20 protein-coding genes are annotated in these 17,304 nt (G+C 23.8%); 10 read left to right on the top strand and 10 right to left on the bottom strand.

The window, feature by feature from the left end; translation table 4 throughout:
- Position 1: 1 nt before the first annotated feature.
- The 8 genes from ACZ91P_RS13340 to ACZ91P_RS13305 form a co-directional block, all read right to left on the bottom strand.
- Positions 2-703 (bottom strand): hypothetical protein, encoded by a 702-nt coding sequence (locus tag ACZ91P_RS13340; protein ID WP_465155637.1) that lies wholly within the window; start codon positions 701-703, stop codon positions 2-4.
- 2 nt (positions 704-705) lie between these two features.
- Positions 706-843, bottom strand: a complete 138-nt coding sequence (locus tag ACZ91P_RS13335) for a hypothetical protein (RefSeq protein WP_465155635.1) — start codon at positions 841-843, stop codon at positions 706-708.
- Positions 844-845: 2 nt separating this feature from the next.
- On the bottom strand, positions 846-1,010 hold the full coding sequence (locus tag ACZ91P_RS13330; protein WP_465155633.1) for a hypothetical protein: 165 nt from the start codon (positions 1,008-1,010) through the stop codon (positions 846-848).
- Positions 1,003-1,257: a hypothetical protein gene (locus tag ACZ91P_RS13325; RefSeq protein ID WP_465155631.1), complete on the bottom strand. Its 255-nt coding sequence runs from the start codon at positions 1,255-1,257 to the stop codon at positions 1,003-1,005. Before ACZ91P_RS13325 ends, ACZ91P_RS13330 begins: the two co-directional genes overlap by 8 nt.
- A gap of 13 nt (positions 1,258-1,270) precedes the next feature.
- Entirely contained in the window at positions 1,271-1,429 is a 159-nt protein-coding gene (locus ACZ91P_RS13320) for a hypothetical protein (protein ID WP_465155746.1), read from the bottom strand.
- Positions 1,430-1,438: 9 nt separating this feature from the next.
- Complete coding sequence (locus ACZ91P_RS13315; RefSeq protein ID WP_338991147.1) at positions 1,439-1,723, bottom strand: hypothetical protein; 285 nt, start codon at positions 1,721-1,723, stop codon at positions 1,439-1,441.
- A gap of 519 nt (positions 1,724-2,242) precedes the next feature.
- Positions 2,243-2,482, bottom strand: coding sequence for a hypothetical protein (locus ACZ91P_RS13310; RefSeq protein WP_338988931.1), 240 nt, complete (start codon positions 2,480-2,482; stop codon positions 2,243-2,245).
- A gap of 508 nt (positions 2,483-2,990) precedes the next feature.
- Positions 2,991-4,331 (bottom strand): Mbov_0401 family ICE element transposase-like protein, encoded by a 1,341-nt coding sequence (locus ACZ91P_RS13305; protein ID WP_465156857.1) that lies wholly within the window; start codon positions 4,329-4,331, stop codon positions 2,991-2,993.
- 252 nt (positions 4,332-4,583) lie between these two features.
- Between ACZ91P_RS13305 and ACZ91P_RS13300 the strand changes: the two genes are divergently transcribed.
- Genes ACZ91P_RS13300 through ACZ91P_RS13280 form a run of 5 tightly spaced genes read left to right on the top strand, consistent with a single transcriptional unit; the run spans position 4,584 to position 11,346 of the window.
- Positions 4,584-4,982 carry a hypothetical protein gene (locus ACZ91P_RS13300; protein ID WP_465156855.1) on the top strand — a complete coding sequence of 133 codons (399 nt, stop codon included), beginning with the start codon at positions 4,584-4,586 and terminating at the stop codon, positions 4,980-4,982.
- On the top strand, positions 4,975-6,435 hold the full coding sequence (locus ACZ91P_RS13295) for a PBSX family phage terminase large subunit (RefSeq protein ID WP_465155762.1): 1,461 nt from the start codon (positions 4,975-4,977) through the stop codon (positions 6,433-6,435). Before ACZ91P_RS13300 ends, ACZ91P_RS13295 begins: the two co-directional genes overlap by 8 nt.
- Positions 6,408-6,713 (top strand): hypothetical protein, encoded by a 306-nt coding sequence (locus ACZ91P_RS13290; RefSeq protein ID WP_465155665.1) that lies wholly within the window; start codon positions 6,408-6,410, stop codon positions 6,711-6,713. Before ACZ91P_RS13295 ends, ACZ91P_RS13290 begins: the two co-directional genes overlap by 28 nt.
- Positions 6,706-8,097 carry a hypothetical protein gene (locus tag ACZ91P_RS13285; RefSeq protein ID WP_465156852.1) on the top strand — a complete coding sequence of 464 codons (1,392 nt, stop codon included), beginning with the start codon at positions 6,706-6,708 and terminating at the stop codon, positions 8,095-8,097. Before ACZ91P_RS13290 ends, ACZ91P_RS13285 begins: the two co-directional genes overlap by 8 nt.
- A gap of 3 nt (positions 8,098-8,100) precedes the next feature.
- Positions 8,101-11,346, top strand: a complete 3,246-nt coding sequence (locus tag ACZ91P_RS13280) for a hypothetical protein (RefSeq protein ID WP_465156849.1) — start codon at positions 8,101-8,103, stop codon at positions 11,344-11,346.
- Between the two features lie 29 nt (positions 11,347-11,375).
- Here the strand turns inward: ACZ91P_RS13280 and ACZ91P_RS13275 are convergent, their stop codons facing one another.
- Positions 11,376-11,885, bottom strand: a complete 510-nt coding sequence (locus ACZ91P_RS13275; RefSeq protein ID WP_465155756.1) for a lipoprotein — start codon at positions 11,883-11,885, stop codon at positions 11,376-11,378.
- Between the two features lie 118 nt (positions 11,886-12,003).
- Positions 12,004-12,684, bottom strand: a complete 681-nt coding sequence (locus ACZ91P_RS13270) for a hypothetical protein (RefSeq protein WP_465155754.1) — start codon at positions 12,682-12,684, stop codon at positions 12,004-12,006.
- A gap of 486 nt (positions 12,685-13,170) precedes the next feature.
- Between ACZ91P_RS13270 and ACZ91P_RS13265 the strand changes: the two genes are divergently transcribed.
- Genes ACZ91P_RS13265 through ACZ91P_RS13245 form a run of 5 tightly spaced genes read left to right on the top strand, consistent with a single transcriptional unit; the run spans position 13,171 to position 17,303 of the window.
- The gene (locus tag ACZ91P_RS13265) at positions 13,171-13,632 is read left to right on the top strand and encodes a hypothetical protein (RefSeq protein WP_465155752.1); all 462 of its coding nucleotides are present in this window, start codon (positions 13,171-13,173) and stop codon (positions 13,630-13,632) included.
- Positions 13,633-13,649: 17 nt separating this feature from the next.
- Positions 13,650-14,750: a hypothetical protein gene (locus ACZ91P_RS13260; protein ID WP_465155750.1), complete on the top strand. Its 1,101-nt coding sequence runs from the start codon at positions 13,650-13,652 to the stop codon at positions 14,748-14,750.
- Positions 14,751-14,756: 6 nt separating this feature from the next.
- A complete protein-coding gene (locus ACZ91P_RS13255; RefSeq protein WP_465155651.1) occupies positions 14,757-15,695 on the top strand; it encodes a hypothetical protein in 939 nt (312 codons plus the stop codon).
- The gene (locus ACZ91P_RS13250; RefSeq protein WP_465156847.1) at positions 15,685-17,052 is read left to right on the top strand and encodes a hypothetical protein; all 1,368 of its coding nucleotides are present in this window, start codon (positions 15,685-15,687) and stop codon (positions 17,050-17,052) included. The genes ACZ91P_RS13255 and ACZ91P_RS13250 overlap by 11 nt, the downstream gene beginning before the upstream one ends.
- Positions 17,053-17,075: 23 nt before the next feature.
- The gene (locus ACZ91P_RS13245) at positions 17,076-17,303 is read left to right on the top strand and encodes a hypothetical protein (RefSeq protein WP_465156845.1); all 228 of its coding nucleotides are present in this window, start codon (positions 17,076-17,078) and stop codon (positions 17,301-17,303) included.
- Position 17,304: the final 1 nt, after the last annotated feature.

The raw sequence follows: 17,304 nt of genomic DNA, 5'->3' as shown, positions 1-17,304 counted from the left end.
ATTATTTTTCTCCTTTATTTATTTTAAAATTAATACCTTTAATACCAATTAAATTAATATCTTTATTACTATCTCATTGTTCTTTAATTTCATTTTTAACAATTTGTTCATCAACAATTAAATAGTTTTTAATAAGATTAATAAGTTCTAATTTATCAGCTTTTTGTAAAAAATCATCATTAATACCTATAACTTCAATATCTTTAACTAATAATTTTTCTTTACGAAAATTACTAGTAATAATTTTTAATTCTTGCATTTGTTTTGCTACACTTTTAATTTCTAAAAATTGTTCTTTTTTGTGATTTTCAATAATTTCATTTTGTTTTTGAAATTGAATATTAATAACACTATTTTTAAAAGAATCATGATTACTTTTAATATTATTTTCTAAATTCAAAATATCTTTTCTAATAAAATTTAATTCATCTTTAAAATTTTTTATTAATTCTAATGGTTCTCTAAAAATATAATCAATTTTTGAAACTACTAGTTTTAAATCTTTTAGTGATTGTGATTTATATTCTCCATTTATTAATCAAGCTTGTTGTCGATATATAAATTCTGCTAATTCTTGCCCATTTTCATCAATTCATTTTTTAATTGTTAATGCTTTTAAACTTAATTCTTTAAAATCATTTCCTTTTAAATAAAATGGATAAGTAATATTTTTAACTTCATTATTTAATTTTAAGTCTTCCATAATTAAATTTCCTCCAAATTCATATTCATAATTAAATTATCAATATACTCATAAGCACCGTCTTCTGAGTGACATTCTTCTAATGCTATATTAAATAAGTCTTCTTCGGTATAAACCTTACCATCTTCATCTTTTCACATATTTACTCACATCCTTGTCATTTAATATTTTTGTTTTCTAAATCAATAATTGTAGTTTTACAATAATTTAAATTTTCAGAATAAATTCTTGCCTCATCAAATGTATAAAAATATGTAGTATTTAAGCTATATTTATCTTTTGTTACTAATAAGTATCTTTTATTCATAATTTATCACCTCATAATCTGCTTCTTCATCTGCTAAATAATCACTAATTAAACTTTTAACTTCATCAATTTCATATCATTTGCAATTTAAGTCAAAATTTGTTGGCAATGAAATATTACCCACATGTCGTTCCTCATCACCAAATTTAAGATATAAATTTAACTCTAAATTATCTGAATAATCACTATCAATTTGTGCATAAATAATATCTTTATTGGTAATTTTTAATGCTTTATTACATATCATTTTTTATTTCCTCCTAATTTTGTTTTCCTAATGCTCAATGTTCATCAGTCATATCTTCAAATGATACTGAATAACTTTTAAGCATTAATTCATTTAATTTATTTTCTTGATTACATTTAAAGCAATAACCTCAATATCTTTTTTTAAGACAAATTTTATTTAACTTTTTCATATAAACCTCCTAAATTATTCCTTTGATTTTTTGGTCAATTTGTAATATTTTTCAACCATCAGAAGCTAAATCTAAAATATCGTTAATTTTGTAATATTGCATATAAGAAGCAATAACATCTCATTTATCTTTAAATAAATTTAAGTACATTTTGGCTCATTCTAAACATTGCAAATCATAATGTTTTTTATGATGTGAAATACGACAATTAATAGGTTGACAATTAACTCAATAAAATGATGTTGTTATTTCATTTCAAGTTTTATTAATATATTTACTTTTATATTCTGTCATTTATTTTTTCCTCCTAGTTTTAACTCGCTGGCACTCACTCCCAAGTGAAAGTGCCAAGCGAGAATTAGTTATATAAGTATTTATCTATTTACTTACTACGCCATCCGCCTCACTGGGGGTGAGCGGTGGCGATATGTTAATTGTTTGAATGTTTAATAATCCACAGTTGTTTTTTTAATATTGACGCCAGACATATATATGTCTTCCTTTATCCGTGCCCATTTGTGCTTTTGCTCTGGGATTTGACGTTCAGTTTTTAAATTAAAAATTCACTCGCATTTTAAAGGACCAAATGCTATAAAACTCCAACCAACCACACTTTTCGCAAATTTAATTGTAAAGTCACTATCTCTATTTTTATTGTCGTTTGATATTAACCTTGGACTTATCACGACTATCGCTTAGTTCTAATGAACCAGCGCCGATTTACATTTTTCCTCATACACTATTTCAGTACTTGCCTCGGCCGGCTGTGGAATAAAAACACTTAGTTATTTAAAATAACCGTTTCGCTCTGCATTAAGTTGTTTTATAAAATTTAAGTTTTAATAAACCAGTTTCATAATCAAAGATAATTTTTGAATTTTCTAGGCGTTTATAAAACCGCTTTTGTGTTTTATCTTTTACTTTATTCAATAAATCTTTATGTTTTTCACAAGTTCATAAAACTTTATTTGATAAAAATTCTTCGGTAATGAATGATATTGCTTTATAGCAATTATCAACATCACATATTGTTTGTTGCTTATTAATTTTCATTACCTACTCCTTCCTTTATTAAGTTTTTTTATTAGCAAATTAATTAACTGAAACAGAGAAAGGACAACACCTTAAAATTGGAGAAAAAACAGGTACACTTTATAAAGATTTCTAAGATATTTAATAAATGTGTAAACAACTTAAAGAGGGTATCAAAAAGTTGTAATAAAAAGTTTCTATTTTAAGAATTTAAGATGCTGTCCTTTCTCTGAATCAATTAATAATTTTGGTTTTACAAATAAAAAAACCATTTTAGTAAATGGTTTATTATTTTTATTCAATTTCTATGTATTTGTTAAAACCCTTCTTTTTTACATGCGACCATATTGGCTGTATGTATTATTTAAGGGTTTTAATTAATATCTTAGAAATTGTGGAATAAAAATACCACTTACTTATTTAAATTATATTACTTTTAATTTTATTGTCAACAACATTTTAACATTTTTTAAATTTTTCCACAACAAAAATACATGTTTATTAAAGTTATTTAATTTATTAGATAAAATTAATAAAAATATAAGTTTGGTTGTAAATTATTATTTACAAAATTATTAACTAAATAATTAATTCTATTTTCTTCTAATGGTTCATTAGTATTAAATAAATTAATTTTATTTTTAAAATTCATCATACTAGTATTTAATTTATTTTTAAGAGTTTTTTCATGATAAGTTGCTTTTTTAACCAAAACACCTTTACAGTAATGTGATATATCACCCTCAATATGACAACCAATATTATTTCATAATGTTTGATTTCTGACACCTTCTTCATTATTTTTAATTAATTTAATTGTTTCTTTTAAGAATTTCATTTTTGATTCTTTTATAAAAGAAGCACTGTTTTCTAAACATTCTAATAATTCTTCATATTTAGCATTAAAAAAATAATCGACTGCTTTATGGTATGTTTCTCTGTTTTCTTTGTTTTTACTTTGATAAGGATATAATTTTTTAAATCTATTTGTAAGGTGGAATTTATCTATCGTGTAATGTACTTTATTTTTAGGAAAATATTCTTGAATAAATTTTACAATATTTTTAATTCAAAGTGCGCCATCTCCTAATACCATAAATTCAATATTGTCATTAACATCATAATAACTTGTAATTAATGTAAGTAATTTATTAACAAAATTAGTTAATTTACTATTTTTTTTAATATATTCTGGAATATTATCTAGCTCTATAACACCTAATTTATCTTGAATTACAGGTCTTTTTTTCGTTGATTTTACCTTATCAAAACCAGTATGAACAGTTGAAAATATACTATGTTTTTTTATTTTTTCTTTTCCTTTTTTCTTTTCATTTCACATTTTTAAATAAGTCCCATCAATTTGAATATATAAAGTATGAGGTATCTTTATTTTTTTATCAGTTTTATTAAGGTAATATTCTTTATCAGTTTTTGCATTTTTCATAATATTTGAAATTGTTTTTATACAAATTTTTACATGTTCCATAGTATCTAAAATATCTTGATATGTTTTTTTCTTGCCAATAAATGATAATATTTTTTCTTTAACAGAATTATTTATTCTTTGTCATTTTTCAATTCCTAAAAGTTTATCCAAAGGAAAAATATATTCTTCTTTACCTGTTTCTGGATTAATTTTATAATATTTTCTTCTTTTAAAAGTTATTTTCCCATTTAAAATAGTTAATGTTCTTGGTTTTATTTCTTTTACTTTATAATCTTTAAATTTTTTTAAAGTTTCATCAATTTTATAATTTTTAAAAATTCATTCATCACAATCTTCTAAATTTTGTTGAATAATTTCAATACTTTGTATATATAACAAATTATTAAAATTCTTAAAAAAATTGTTATCAATATTTATCATTTTTTTACCCTCTTTCCTTAGTTCTACACATTAACACAAAAATAATAAAAATGCAAAAAAAGATATTATTTTTTATTTATTGTGTTATAATTTAATTGTTAATTATTAGCAAATTAATTTAACTGAAAAAAGTAAATTACTTTACTTTTTTTTATTTTGATGTAAAATTATAAATAATAAAAAAAGAACCGTGTCAAGTTCTTCAGTACATGTTTTTCTCTACTTATATTTAACCATATAAAGGAGTAAAAAATGAAAGAATTTAATCCAAAAACAGCAAGTTTACGAACATTTTATCGTAAAATAGATGAATTTTGGCAAAATAAATCACCTAATAAACCATATACTTTGAACGATTTAACCAATGAATTCAATCTTTCTCGCAAGTGAAGATATGATACTTATGCGAGCGAAAAGATAGTTCCTTTGCTTGAAAAACAAGTTGATAGAATAGAAAGTGAAATAATTAACTTTATGATGAAATCACCTGATGGTGCTAAATTATATTGACAACGAGCATTTAATTATAAATATTCACTGCAAGAAAAACAGTTGGAACAAGAATTAAACTTAAATATTCAAGAACCAATAATAGTTAATTTACAAACGGATATTAGAGATATTAAAAAAGAAAGTGATAATAATGCTTAATCATTTTACTTATTTGTTAGAAACGCCTTATTGGTTGTTACAAAATAGTAGTATTGGTAATAAATATCCATTTGCTAAGAAATATGAATTAGTTAATGAAATTAATCAAATTGGGACGCGATATAGTGGTAAAACTATATCAAATATTAAAATGTTTGGTGAATTATTAAAAATTAGTTTATTAATTAAAGAACCAATTTGTATCATTGCTAGTATGTATTGGAGTAAAGATTTAAAAGATAGTGTATTTCAAAATATCTGAAATATGTTAGATGAAAATAATATACCTTATACTATTAATTTATCAAATTTTACTTTTACTTTATCAAATGGGAGCAAAATATATTGTAAAGGATTGCATTCACCAAGTCGGAAAGAAAAATTAAAAGCCTTTGCTGATTTGAATAAATATAAATTAGTTATTGATTGACGAGAAGAATGTGACCAATTTCAACAAAAAGATTTAAGTGATTTAGAATTTGCTATTCGTGGTTATCAAAATAAAATAACAATTAATACATGTAATCCTGAAAGTTTAAAAAGATATATTGTTGGTTATTGTAATGAATTATTACCTTTTAATGAAGAAATAATGCGTAGTAAATATGAGCAAATTAAATATATTGAAAAATGAAATATGAAAATTATTATTCATTATTCTAGTTGAAGATTAAATTATGAATTACCACAAGATAAAGTTAATGAACAATTAAGATTAGAACAATTAGATATTGAAAGAGCAAGAGTATGGAGTTGAGGACTTCCTGGCAATACTAGTGGATCAATCTTTGCAAGATATATTGATATTATGAAAGCAACAGATATTATTCAACCAACTAAATTATTAGGTGGTGTTGATATTGCTAATGCTACTAGTCCTAAAGGACATACAACAGCGGCTAGTTTTTGAATATATAACTCATTTGATAAAAAAGCCTATAAAGTTGCTGAATATACTCATTCAAATGCTACACAACAATTTAAAACTGAATTAGAACAAGTTAAAGATATTTTAGATTTTTATAACAATCAATTAAATCAATACTTTAATTTAATACAACAAGGAATATCAATTAATGTTGATGATAGTGCTTATTCAACATTGCAAAGTTTAAACCGAGAAAAATATAATTATTCTTTTGGTCAATATATGACATTTAAACCAGCACAAAAACAAAAATTTAAAGTAAGACATCGTGTAGAGGCATTCACAATGTTAATAAATACTAATCAATTAAAATGATTATGAGAAAAATGTCCTGTAAGTAAAACCCAATATGAATTAATACAATGAGAAGATAAGCCTGAAGCAAGAGAAGAAAAAGTATTAGACTTATATGATGATACATTTGATAGTGATTTTTATGCTTTACATTTTAAATTAATACCAATGGTTAAGCATAATAGTTCAGCAGATTATAAATTATGACAACAAAGGGAGTGAATAAATTAATGAAAAAAGATATTTATGTAATACATGATGAGCGTGTAATAAATGCAAAAAGACCTTATATGTCTGTTTGTGGACAAGTTAAAAAAAGACTTTGTCAAGAATTAAAAAAAGATAATATCGCAATATGTAAATTAAATTTATATAATGAATATATTAAAAAATATCGAAAAGTTAAAGTATGTGTTCAAGTTTTGGCAAATGAACCAAATTTATTAACAGTAAATATTATTAATTATGCACTTATCTTAAAATTAAAGGAGCAAAATAACAATGCATAATACTTTCCCTAGTTTACCAAACTTAAATGATATTAATAGTGTTTTAAAATTTTATAATTATGATTGAACAATTAATTTGGCCAATATTATTGCTCGCCATCAAATGCGATTAGTAAATGGTAAAGATATTTTATTTAAATCTCATCGTAAAGATATTTTAAAAAAATTAAATTGATGATATGAAACTTATAAAATAAAAGAAAAATTAGATAAAAATGAATTAACAGCAAGTTTAATGGGTAAAACTATCTTTGGTTTATTAGAAACTAGTGATGGCAATATTGATTTATGAATTAACCCTTTTAACTTTACATCTCGTGTAAGTAAAATAAATGAAATTGAACAAGGTGCTGATATTTGATTAAATTATCATCAATCAGATAGTGGTTTTATTTTAAATTTAATTTGTACCAAAGATAAAATAGTTATTAAAGGTTGACCTAAAAATAATGAAGTAGTTGTTGGTCAAAGTAAAACACAAATTAAAGATGATGTTAGACCTGTTTTAGTACAAGAATTTAAAAATAAATTAGGTATTGTACCTTTTTGAGAAATGATTAATGAATCTAATCCTTTATTTTTATCAACATCAACAACTTTAAATCCATGACCTACAATGGCAAATTGTTATAAATTACAATTTGATTTAGAAGATAGTTTTAATATTAAATCAAAAGAAAGATATGCAAATCGTACGCATTGATATGGGATACTAAGTGATGATTTAATGACTGCTTATAACAAAGGCAATAAAAAAGTACTACAAGATGTATTTGATGATATTTTTGTTCAATCAAGTTCATCAACAGTAGATGGTCAATTATCCCAATCTTTACAAGTAGTACAAGGTACACCAACATTAGAAACATATACCGAAGACCAAAAATCAATTATTGAACAAGTATACTTAGCATGTCATTTTTCTAGTCCATTTGGTGATAAATCAGATAATGATCAAAATAAAACACAGTCATTATTAACTAAAACAAAAGATTTAGAAAAACAAGCATATTTACAAGCATATCGTAAACAATATTATACTAAAATGTTTGATACAGTTTTAAAATATTATGATTTATGAGATGGAAATGGTGAACGCCCTTATGGATTTGATTTTGTTAGTGCTAGTTTAGTAGATCAAATTCGACAAAATGAATTAATTACTGCTAGATTAGATAATGGTACAATGGAACCAATAAGAGCAATTACTGAATATGATAATATTGATGAATTAGAAGCAACCAAATATTTTGAAAAAGTAGAAGCATGACAAGATAAAATGCAAGCCAAAGAAATAGAACATAATAATAAATTACTAGAATATGATGAAACTGGTAATAATCAAAATGCCTTACAAGGTAGAACAGAAATTAAGGAGAATTAATAAATGAGTAGAATTAACCCAGGTGTTATGGAAGAATTAAGAAGACAAGCCCATGATACTTTAATAGATATCAGAGAAAATATAAGAGATAACAGACATTGAATGGTATTTCCTTTTAATGTTTATAGTTCATATATCCCTGATACTGAAACAGGTTGAAAACCTAATAATGCAAAACCAAGTGACTATGGTAGTTATTCACGAATATTTGATAATATGGAAAGTACTATTGCACAATGACAAGGTAGTTTAAAAATAGTCCAAAAATATAAAGGTGAAGAAATTACTATCTTAACGATTGATGATTTTAATAAACAACCTATTAATTCAACAATATGAGCAAATATTGAAACACCTTTTGCTATAAAATTAAAAGATGAAAATAATAATGTTTATTGAAAATTGATTGATGGTGAAAATATTTATGATATTAATAGAATGTTGGAATACTTAAACCAATATAAATTAAGTTATTTTATTAATAATGATAATAAAGCTGATAACTTTTATACAAAAGAGGTTAAAGTTGGTAAATATTGAGATGCTTATATGATTGATGATAGAAGTTCAATCCAATTCGGTGAAGCTAAATTCGAACAAGTATTTACTCAACAATCAACTGAAAGACAATATACTTTATTAATTTTAGATGAAGATGTCGATAAATTAAATATTAATGATTATTATAATTTTTATACAGTCTTTAATGACCGTGGATTAAATATTGGTGGTGGTGATATTAATTCTGCACCCCAAGATAGACAATGATTATATCCATCAAATGTTATTAATTATTATTCACCTTATGATGGTAGTTTTTTATGACAAGAAATTACCTTTTCAAGTATTAATGACAAAATTAGTAATAGTGGTTTATCAGTACGACAATTTATACAAACAAGTGCCCCAGGGGAAGGTTATTGTTTTCCTAAAATAACTTATGATGAAAAACTAAATAAAGGAATTGTTGAATTAGATGAGATTTTATTAAAAGACCCCGGTGTTAGAGCAATGGCAGTTAAAATTTATGGTAATCCAATCTTTTTTGATATGCCAGTTATTGGTCGACCAATTATTAAAGGTCAATTTAATAAAAAAGTAATGAATTCAAGAGACTTATTAATGTATAACATGTTTCCTGCACCACCTGATAAAATAAATACTTATGCATCACCCGAAGTAAGTTGATATAACATTCAAGGGATACAACCAACTATGATAACTGGTTATGAAGACTGAAAAAAAGATATGGAAAGTAGATATGACTTTTGAAAACAGAAAAATAGTGAAGGTATTGTTATAACTGACCCTACCACTACATCAGCAACTAACTCTACTGTTGGTCGAAATATTCATAAAGAAGATAAGGATTCTAAGTTTTATTGGTCTAAAGATTGAAAAATAACACCACCAAGCAAAATAAAAACAAACGGTGGTACAGTTGATAATATCATTAGTACCCAAGCATCATCATATTTTAGAAGAAAAGATGAATTTGGTAATACTGTCGGACAAGTTCAAATTGAATATAATAAAATGGGTAAATGTAATGTTTGAGATATTTTAAATATGAATAATTTTATTAATCGCCAAATTACTGTATTACCTTTAAACTATACACAAAAATTAGTATTTAATCCTTTTACGATACCAGGTGGAGTTGGTAAATTCTTAAACTTTATTTCATTTGGTATTCCATGAGGATGAGTAATTAATCAAAATGAAAAAACCTGACCTAATTTTCAATGACTTAATGGCTTTATGAGTGCTAATATTTATAGTTTTTATAATGATGCATTTTGGTCTGAAAAATCAAAAGGTAAAGGTTATTTACCATTTGAAATATTTAGAGAACAAGGAAATGATAAAGTTGGTGCTATTTTTGGAGCTAATGCTACTAGTTTTAGTTTTACAACTTTATTAACAGATAAATTAAAAGGTACTGTTTTAAATAAAGATGGTAAACCAACAGAAGAATTAGTTTATTCAACTTACAATTTAAAACAATTAAATGAAAAAACTAACAGAGTTTACTTAATTAATGAGCAAACCAAAACAGTAGATGCTCAAACACCAGTTAGCGACAGTGAAAAAGATAATGATTTAAAATTCTTACAAACACCCGATGGGACAAATTGTAGTTATATAATTGATATGTTTTCAATTCAAGCTTTATATAAAGGTAATTTTGAAATTATCTTTTATGCTGATAACCCATATACCAATAATGAAGAAGATTATTTGCGCTTATCAGTATGGAGTTTTCGTGGTAAAACAAAAAGTGTATTAAATAATTATTTGCGCGATATGACAACTAATTATAAAACTAGTTTCTTATTGCCTCATGACTATGAAATACCAATATTTAATTACCCACAATATGTATTACCGCCAGTTCCGTATAACTATCCAGAGTATACCAAAGATATTATTCCTGCTAATGCAAAATTACCTATATTATTTAATGCAATTCAATCAGGACAATGTAAAAAAACAACACCACCGTATAATATTGCACATAATAATTTTTTTGATGAAAATACAGAATATTTTGGATATTCTGAAATAGAACTTGACTTAAAAAAAATTGACCCAACAATTCAAAGTATTGATAAATTTATTAGTTCTTATAAAACAATAGAAATAAGTAATTTAGGTAATTTGCAAGTAGAATGTGGACCACCTAATATAGAAAATTTTATTCCTAATAGAAATGTTGAAATTTTAGTTGGTAGAACAGGATGTTCAGATTATTTAGGTAATTTGGATGGTGTAAAAATAGATACACAAGGAATGGAACAAATTGATAAAGTTAATTTTGAAAATACAATTATTTTATATACTGATAATATAATAATAAATGATATTCAAACAGTTGCTACTGTTTATACTAATGGATTAATAAATAAAGAATATAGAACTAAATATAAAACTAAGTTAGGTGAAGCGTTTATTTATTTATTGTTGCAAATAACAAAATTATATAATAATGATAACGAAAAAATTAAAGAAACTAAACTTCAAGTATATTATACTAATAATATGAAATTAAAAATTAGAATATCAAAAAGTATGATTCCTAAATTATTGGGGGTTGAGGGATATGGAGATATTTTATATTGAGGTACAACTGAATATGAAACCCCCATTTCAGATGGAAGTATAAAATTTAATATAAATAATCCAAATGTTTTGGGAATTAGAAATAGTAGCAATAACCCTGTTAAAATAACAATTAAACCAAGGTAAAATAAAAAAGAGATTTAATTATCTCTTTTTTATACATCAACTTTTATTATATTTCCTTTATGATCAATAATTAAATCAGGTTCCTTAGTATCTAAATTTCAACGATAAACTGATTTAAAATAATCATCATTTTTATTTTTTCAATAATGAAACTTAGTTTCTTTTCCTTGATAAGTTTCATATATATATAACAAATTCAAATCAACGTCTAATCTTAAATAAAAGTGGTTAGTACCGTCATTAATTATTGGTTCATCTTTGTGCATAATATTTTTAAATTTGTTTAAATGATATTTATTTTCACCTTTTCATACTACATAATATCATTTATTATCCACTTGATTAAATGGTTTTTCTTGTGGTTCTATTCATTCTAAATTTTCTCTGATTTCTTGGTTAACAGTATTTATTTTATTCTTTTCTTTTAGTTCTTTTAATTCTTTGGTTGTATATTCTTGTAGTGTATTACAAGCCACTAAACTTGTTGTACTTGTTCCAACTAAAGTGATTGTGCTTAAAAGACTTAATATTTTTTTCATTTTTTTATCTTTTTGTTTTTTAATAGTTTAATTAAAAATGGAAATAAAATTAATTACTTCTATAATTTTTTTTATTTCTGTAAATTGTACTATGAAGTGTAGCATTTTTTATAAAAAATTAACTTATATAATAGCAAGAAATTGCTGTAATTGTTGCACCAGCAACTCCTCCAAATGTACCAACAGCAGCACAGCCAGCAGTAATTATAATTTTTTTAAGTTTATTATAAAAACTAGAATCATCAATACTGTCAGGAAGACGTGATGATAAAATAACAAAATTATCAGAATTACTTAAAGTAGACAAAGAAAACCAATTATAATTATTGTTTATTTGAATAAATTCATCTATTTTTGTATAATTTTGAAAAATAACATTAATTAATGAATTAACTTCTCGAACATATCCATTAGCCTGAAAAAAACCAGTAACACTTGAATCTAAAGTAGTAATATTTGTTTTTTCAAAAATATTTTCTTTAATATAATTTGAAAAAACTTCCCAACTATTGTCAATGCCATGACTATCAAAATGATGTTCATTATGTATTTTTTGAGCTTGAAATTTTATATCATTCCATGTGTTTTTATTAAAAGTATAATAAATAACATCATTTTTAGATTTTAAAATATCAAGAGATCTTTTGTTTCTAATTAAATTTTCTAAATTATTTGTTTGTGAAGAATTAATTTCACTATTTAACGCTTCTTCATTTTGATAAGGACTAACGGCAATTGTTGTTGGTACAGTAGTTCCACTAATTGTTAATACACTTAATAAACTAAGTAATTTTTTCATACTTGTTTTTCTCCTTTTCTTAATCTTGAAACTTTTTATTTTTTATTTATCAAGATTTACCCTCATTATATATATATATATATATATATACAAGGAAAATTAGGAATTATTTTAATAATTTTATCTTGTTAAATACCCATTATTACGCGTTTTAAGGGGTAAATTAGGAATTAAATATATTAAGTTTAGATTTTTTTGTATATATAAAAAGTATTGTATTGGTAAAATAGTATGATATTATTACTTTAGTTAAATAAAAAAGATAATGACCCGACATCATTCTTGCTTTATATTATATATCAATAAATAATTATTTCAATTTCATTATAACACTTTTATCTTATTTGTTTAGTATTTGTATACAAAATATATTGCATTTGTGAACTATTGGTATATAATTAGAAACATAGGTTTAATCTTTTTCCGTAAAAAAGAGTTATGCTGACTTGTTAATCGGACAAGGATAAAAAAAGAGGAGTTTATAAAATGGCACTTACAAAAGAACAATTAATCGAACAAGGTTTAAGTGAAGAAATTGCTGAAAATATTTTAAATCAGTTTAATAATGAAGCAAAGCAAATTAGAGAAAGTGTGCAAAAACGCGAAGATGTTATATCAAAAGAAGACTTTATTAAATTATCTAATGAATTAAATGAATTAAAAGCATTTAAAGATGTTCCATCTACTAAAATTGAAGATATTAAAACTAATTTAGATAAAGTTAATGGTAATTCTTTATCTGAAAAAATGCAAACTTTAAAAGAATTAAAACCTGATTTGTTTGTTGAAGAGCAACCATCAGTTTCACCAACTAATTTTATTAAAGATATGATTGAAAAATCGGTTGAAAATAAAAATGATGAAATTGAAACTATTAAAGAAAAAGGAGCATATACTCCTGATGAAATTAAAAAAATAACTGATTATACACTTAAAAACCTTAGATAATAAGGGAGTGAAATATTATGGCAACAATTAATTTGCCACAAGTACCTTTTACATTACAAGGTAATACAACAGGCCAAAAAGCGTATGTTGATATGGTTAATGCTTTATTGCGTGGACCTTTATATAATGAATATGCAAGTATTATGCAGTATGCAACAGCAACCGCAGAACAAGTTGCTTGATTACCTAATGCTGGTCAAGCACTATATAATTTAACTCATCGTGTGGTATGACAAGATGATTATTCATTGCCAAATGGTGGGACAACTCAAACAATGGGATTAACAAGAATTCCAGTTCCTATTGATAAAAGATTTAATTTAAAATTAATGAATGAGGCTTTTGACTTAGCATTAATAGAACAAAATATTAAAAATGGCGTTATTGCTGATGCTATTTCTAGTGTTGTACAGAATAAATTTGTTAATTTAGAATGTGAATTAATTCAGGCTATTTATGATTATTGTTTAGCAGATGGTCAATATGAAGTAATTCCATTTCGTAGTTATACAGCAGAAAATGCAGATGATGCAAATAAAGCATTCTTTACATTAAATGAAACTTTGATTGAATTAACAAATCAAATTAGTAATTTATATTTTGGTTTACCAACAGATAAAATGTTTATGGTTTTAGGTCGAAGATCATATTTAGGATTAACACCTGCTTTTTTAAAAGTAATTGGTTCACAAGCACAACTAAAATCGATGGTTAATGGTGAATTATATGAAAATACAGCAATGGGTATTCCAGTATCAAAAAGCTTTCATTTAGAAAAAACATATACAAAAGGACAAGTTAACCGTGATAAAGGTTATAATTTTACTAATGTAAATGGTTTAATTATTAATAAACAAGTATGAGCTTATCCAATTAATATGGATACTATTCAACAAGTTTTAGATAATGATACTGCTAATCCTAAATGAATTGGTAAAGTTCAATATGCAACACCAACTATTTTATATCCTAAAACATGTAAAATTATTTTGGAAAAACAACCAAGCCAAGATGAAATTACTGCCGCTAAAAGTAATCTAAATAAAACTTTTAGAGTTCCAGTTGATTATCTAATTTCAGCATCAAAACCAGAATCAAAACCAAATAATCAAGGTTAATATAAAATGAATTTACTAATATTACGCGTTTTAACTTTATTAGTATCTAATTTAGAAAATAAACCTTTAATAAGTAAATTTGTAAATTTAATTAATAGAGTTAATCAAGTTAAAAATAAAATATTAAAGCCAATTAATTATATTAGTGATAAATATAATAAAATTACAAATAAAGTTGAAGATATTTATCAGTGATTAAATCCATTTACTTATTTAGATTTAATTAAAAAAGGTCATAAAAAAGAAATTCAACAAATATTAAGTCAATTAGAAAAAGATAATAATATTAAAAATAGAAAACAATTTAAAAATGAAAATTATTTAAATACTAATTGACAACCTTTAAATAGTAGTTGACTTGATAGTGGTATGTTTAATATTACAAATAAATTAACTTTAACAGGTAATTTAACTATTTTAATATATACAAAAACAGCAAAACATCCGAAATTTTATGGACCTTATGTTTATCCTAGTGTTCCAGTTGAAATATGAAAATTATTAAGTAATGCTGTATCTAATGCAGGATCTTTATTTTGGCGTTATTGATTAAGAAAATGATTACCTAATCATTTAAGATATTATATTAAAAAACGATTACCACAAGCATTAAAAGAAAAATATCCCAAAGGAACTACTAAATTAACATTACCAACAGTTCAAAAATTACAACAAATTAAAAAGTTTATTAATAATTTAAAAATTGGACATTTTAATTTTAATTTTGCTGGTGAAATTAATAATAAAAAATGATATCGTGAACGCCGAAGTGATGTTAAAAATATTAAGAATTTATATAAAACACCAGTTAAAAATATTTTTTACAAAACTAATCAAACTATTAAAAAAATTAAGAAAGCAAAAGCAAGAGTTAATAGTTATAAGCCAAGTAATTTAAAAAATAAATATCGTAATAAATTAAGAGGTGTATTATATGAAAAATAATTTAAATAATTTATTATTTATAACAGTTGAAGATGTTAAAGAAAGTAAACTTTGACAACCTATTAATGAAAGAAAACAATCTGCTTATAATGATAATTTAATTTATAATGCTATTTTAAAAACTAGTTTATGAATGGATAGATTATCAGGTGGAACAATTTCCGATAAGATTAATAAAAAAGAATTATTTCCATGAGTAAAAAAAGATAATACTGGTTTAATTGAATATGATAAATGATTAAGTTATATTCAATCTGCTTGTTTATTAGCAGTTATTAATTGATATTTACCAAAAGGAGTAAATGATTTAACTGGTAGTGCATCATTTTCACAAGGTGGAGTTGCTTATTCACAAACTAATGACCCTGAAGCAAATGAAAATATTACCAGAGATGTTAAAAATGCTTTAAAATTAGCAGGTGAAATAATTGATATTATATCTAGTAAAACAGTATCTAGACCATATAATTATAGTTTAGATAATTATGCTCATTCATGAGAAGAAGAATATAAACATATTAGTAAAAAAACTTTTTATCCAACATTATTATTTTGATTAAAAGAACGATTGCAAACAGATAATTCAATAAATATTTTTTATCCAACTGTTAATGATTTTTCTAAAATTGATTATAACGAATATATTAAACTTATTGTTCCATTTGATAATGATAGTATTTATTATGAAAATAATGTCTGAAAAGCAAAACAAAGTGGCGATATTCCAACAGATATTATTAAAGATAGTGATTTAAATAAAAATTATATTGAAAAAGTTGATGGTAAATATATTGTAAAAACATCACAAGATATTAATCTTAAACAAGATAAATTAGTAAGCGGTACAAATATTAAAACTATTAATGGTTCTTCATTATTAGGCAGTGGTGATATTCCAACAGATATTATTAAAGATAGTGATTTAAATAAAAATTATATTGAAAAAGTTGATGGTAAATATATTGTAAAAACATCACAAGATATTAATCTTAAACAAGATAAATTAGTAAGCGGTACAAATATTAAAACTATTAATGGTTCTTCATTATTAGGCAGTGGTGATATATCTATTAGTGGTGGCAATGATTGAGAAGTTGTTAATACTAGTGATTTTGTATCTTTTTCTGACAAAAAATATCAAATTAGAAATTATGATTCTACAAAATATATATATAAACTATGAATTGGTGTTAATCAAAATGACGGAGATATTATTAATATTATGTTTGAAACATATAAAAATCATTATGAATTTAATTTATTTGCTGCCTTTAATAGTATAAAACTTAAAAAAAATGGCGAAATAATTTCTGAAAATAATAAATTAATGGCATTACATGTTGAAAGAAAAAAATAAATTATTCAAATAATACAGAATTAATGACTGATGAACCGCATTCTATTTATAAGCGTGATATGGATACTGATTTTTCAAAAGAAACATCGGATTCTTATGATATAGTGATAAGAAAAATAAAGAGTGCAACAACTATTAATGAATTAAATTTATTTGAAAAACATCCAATATGAAGAATTATTTCAAATAATAGAAATGATATTAAAGAATTATTCAATAAAAAATGATTAGAATTAAATAAAAATGAATAAA

Source organism: Spiroplasma endosymbiont of Halictus nicosiae, assembly GCF_978018445.1.
The sequence above is the reverse complement of the archived record's forward strand: the minus strand, read 5'-3'. Positions and strand labels throughout refer to the sequence as shown.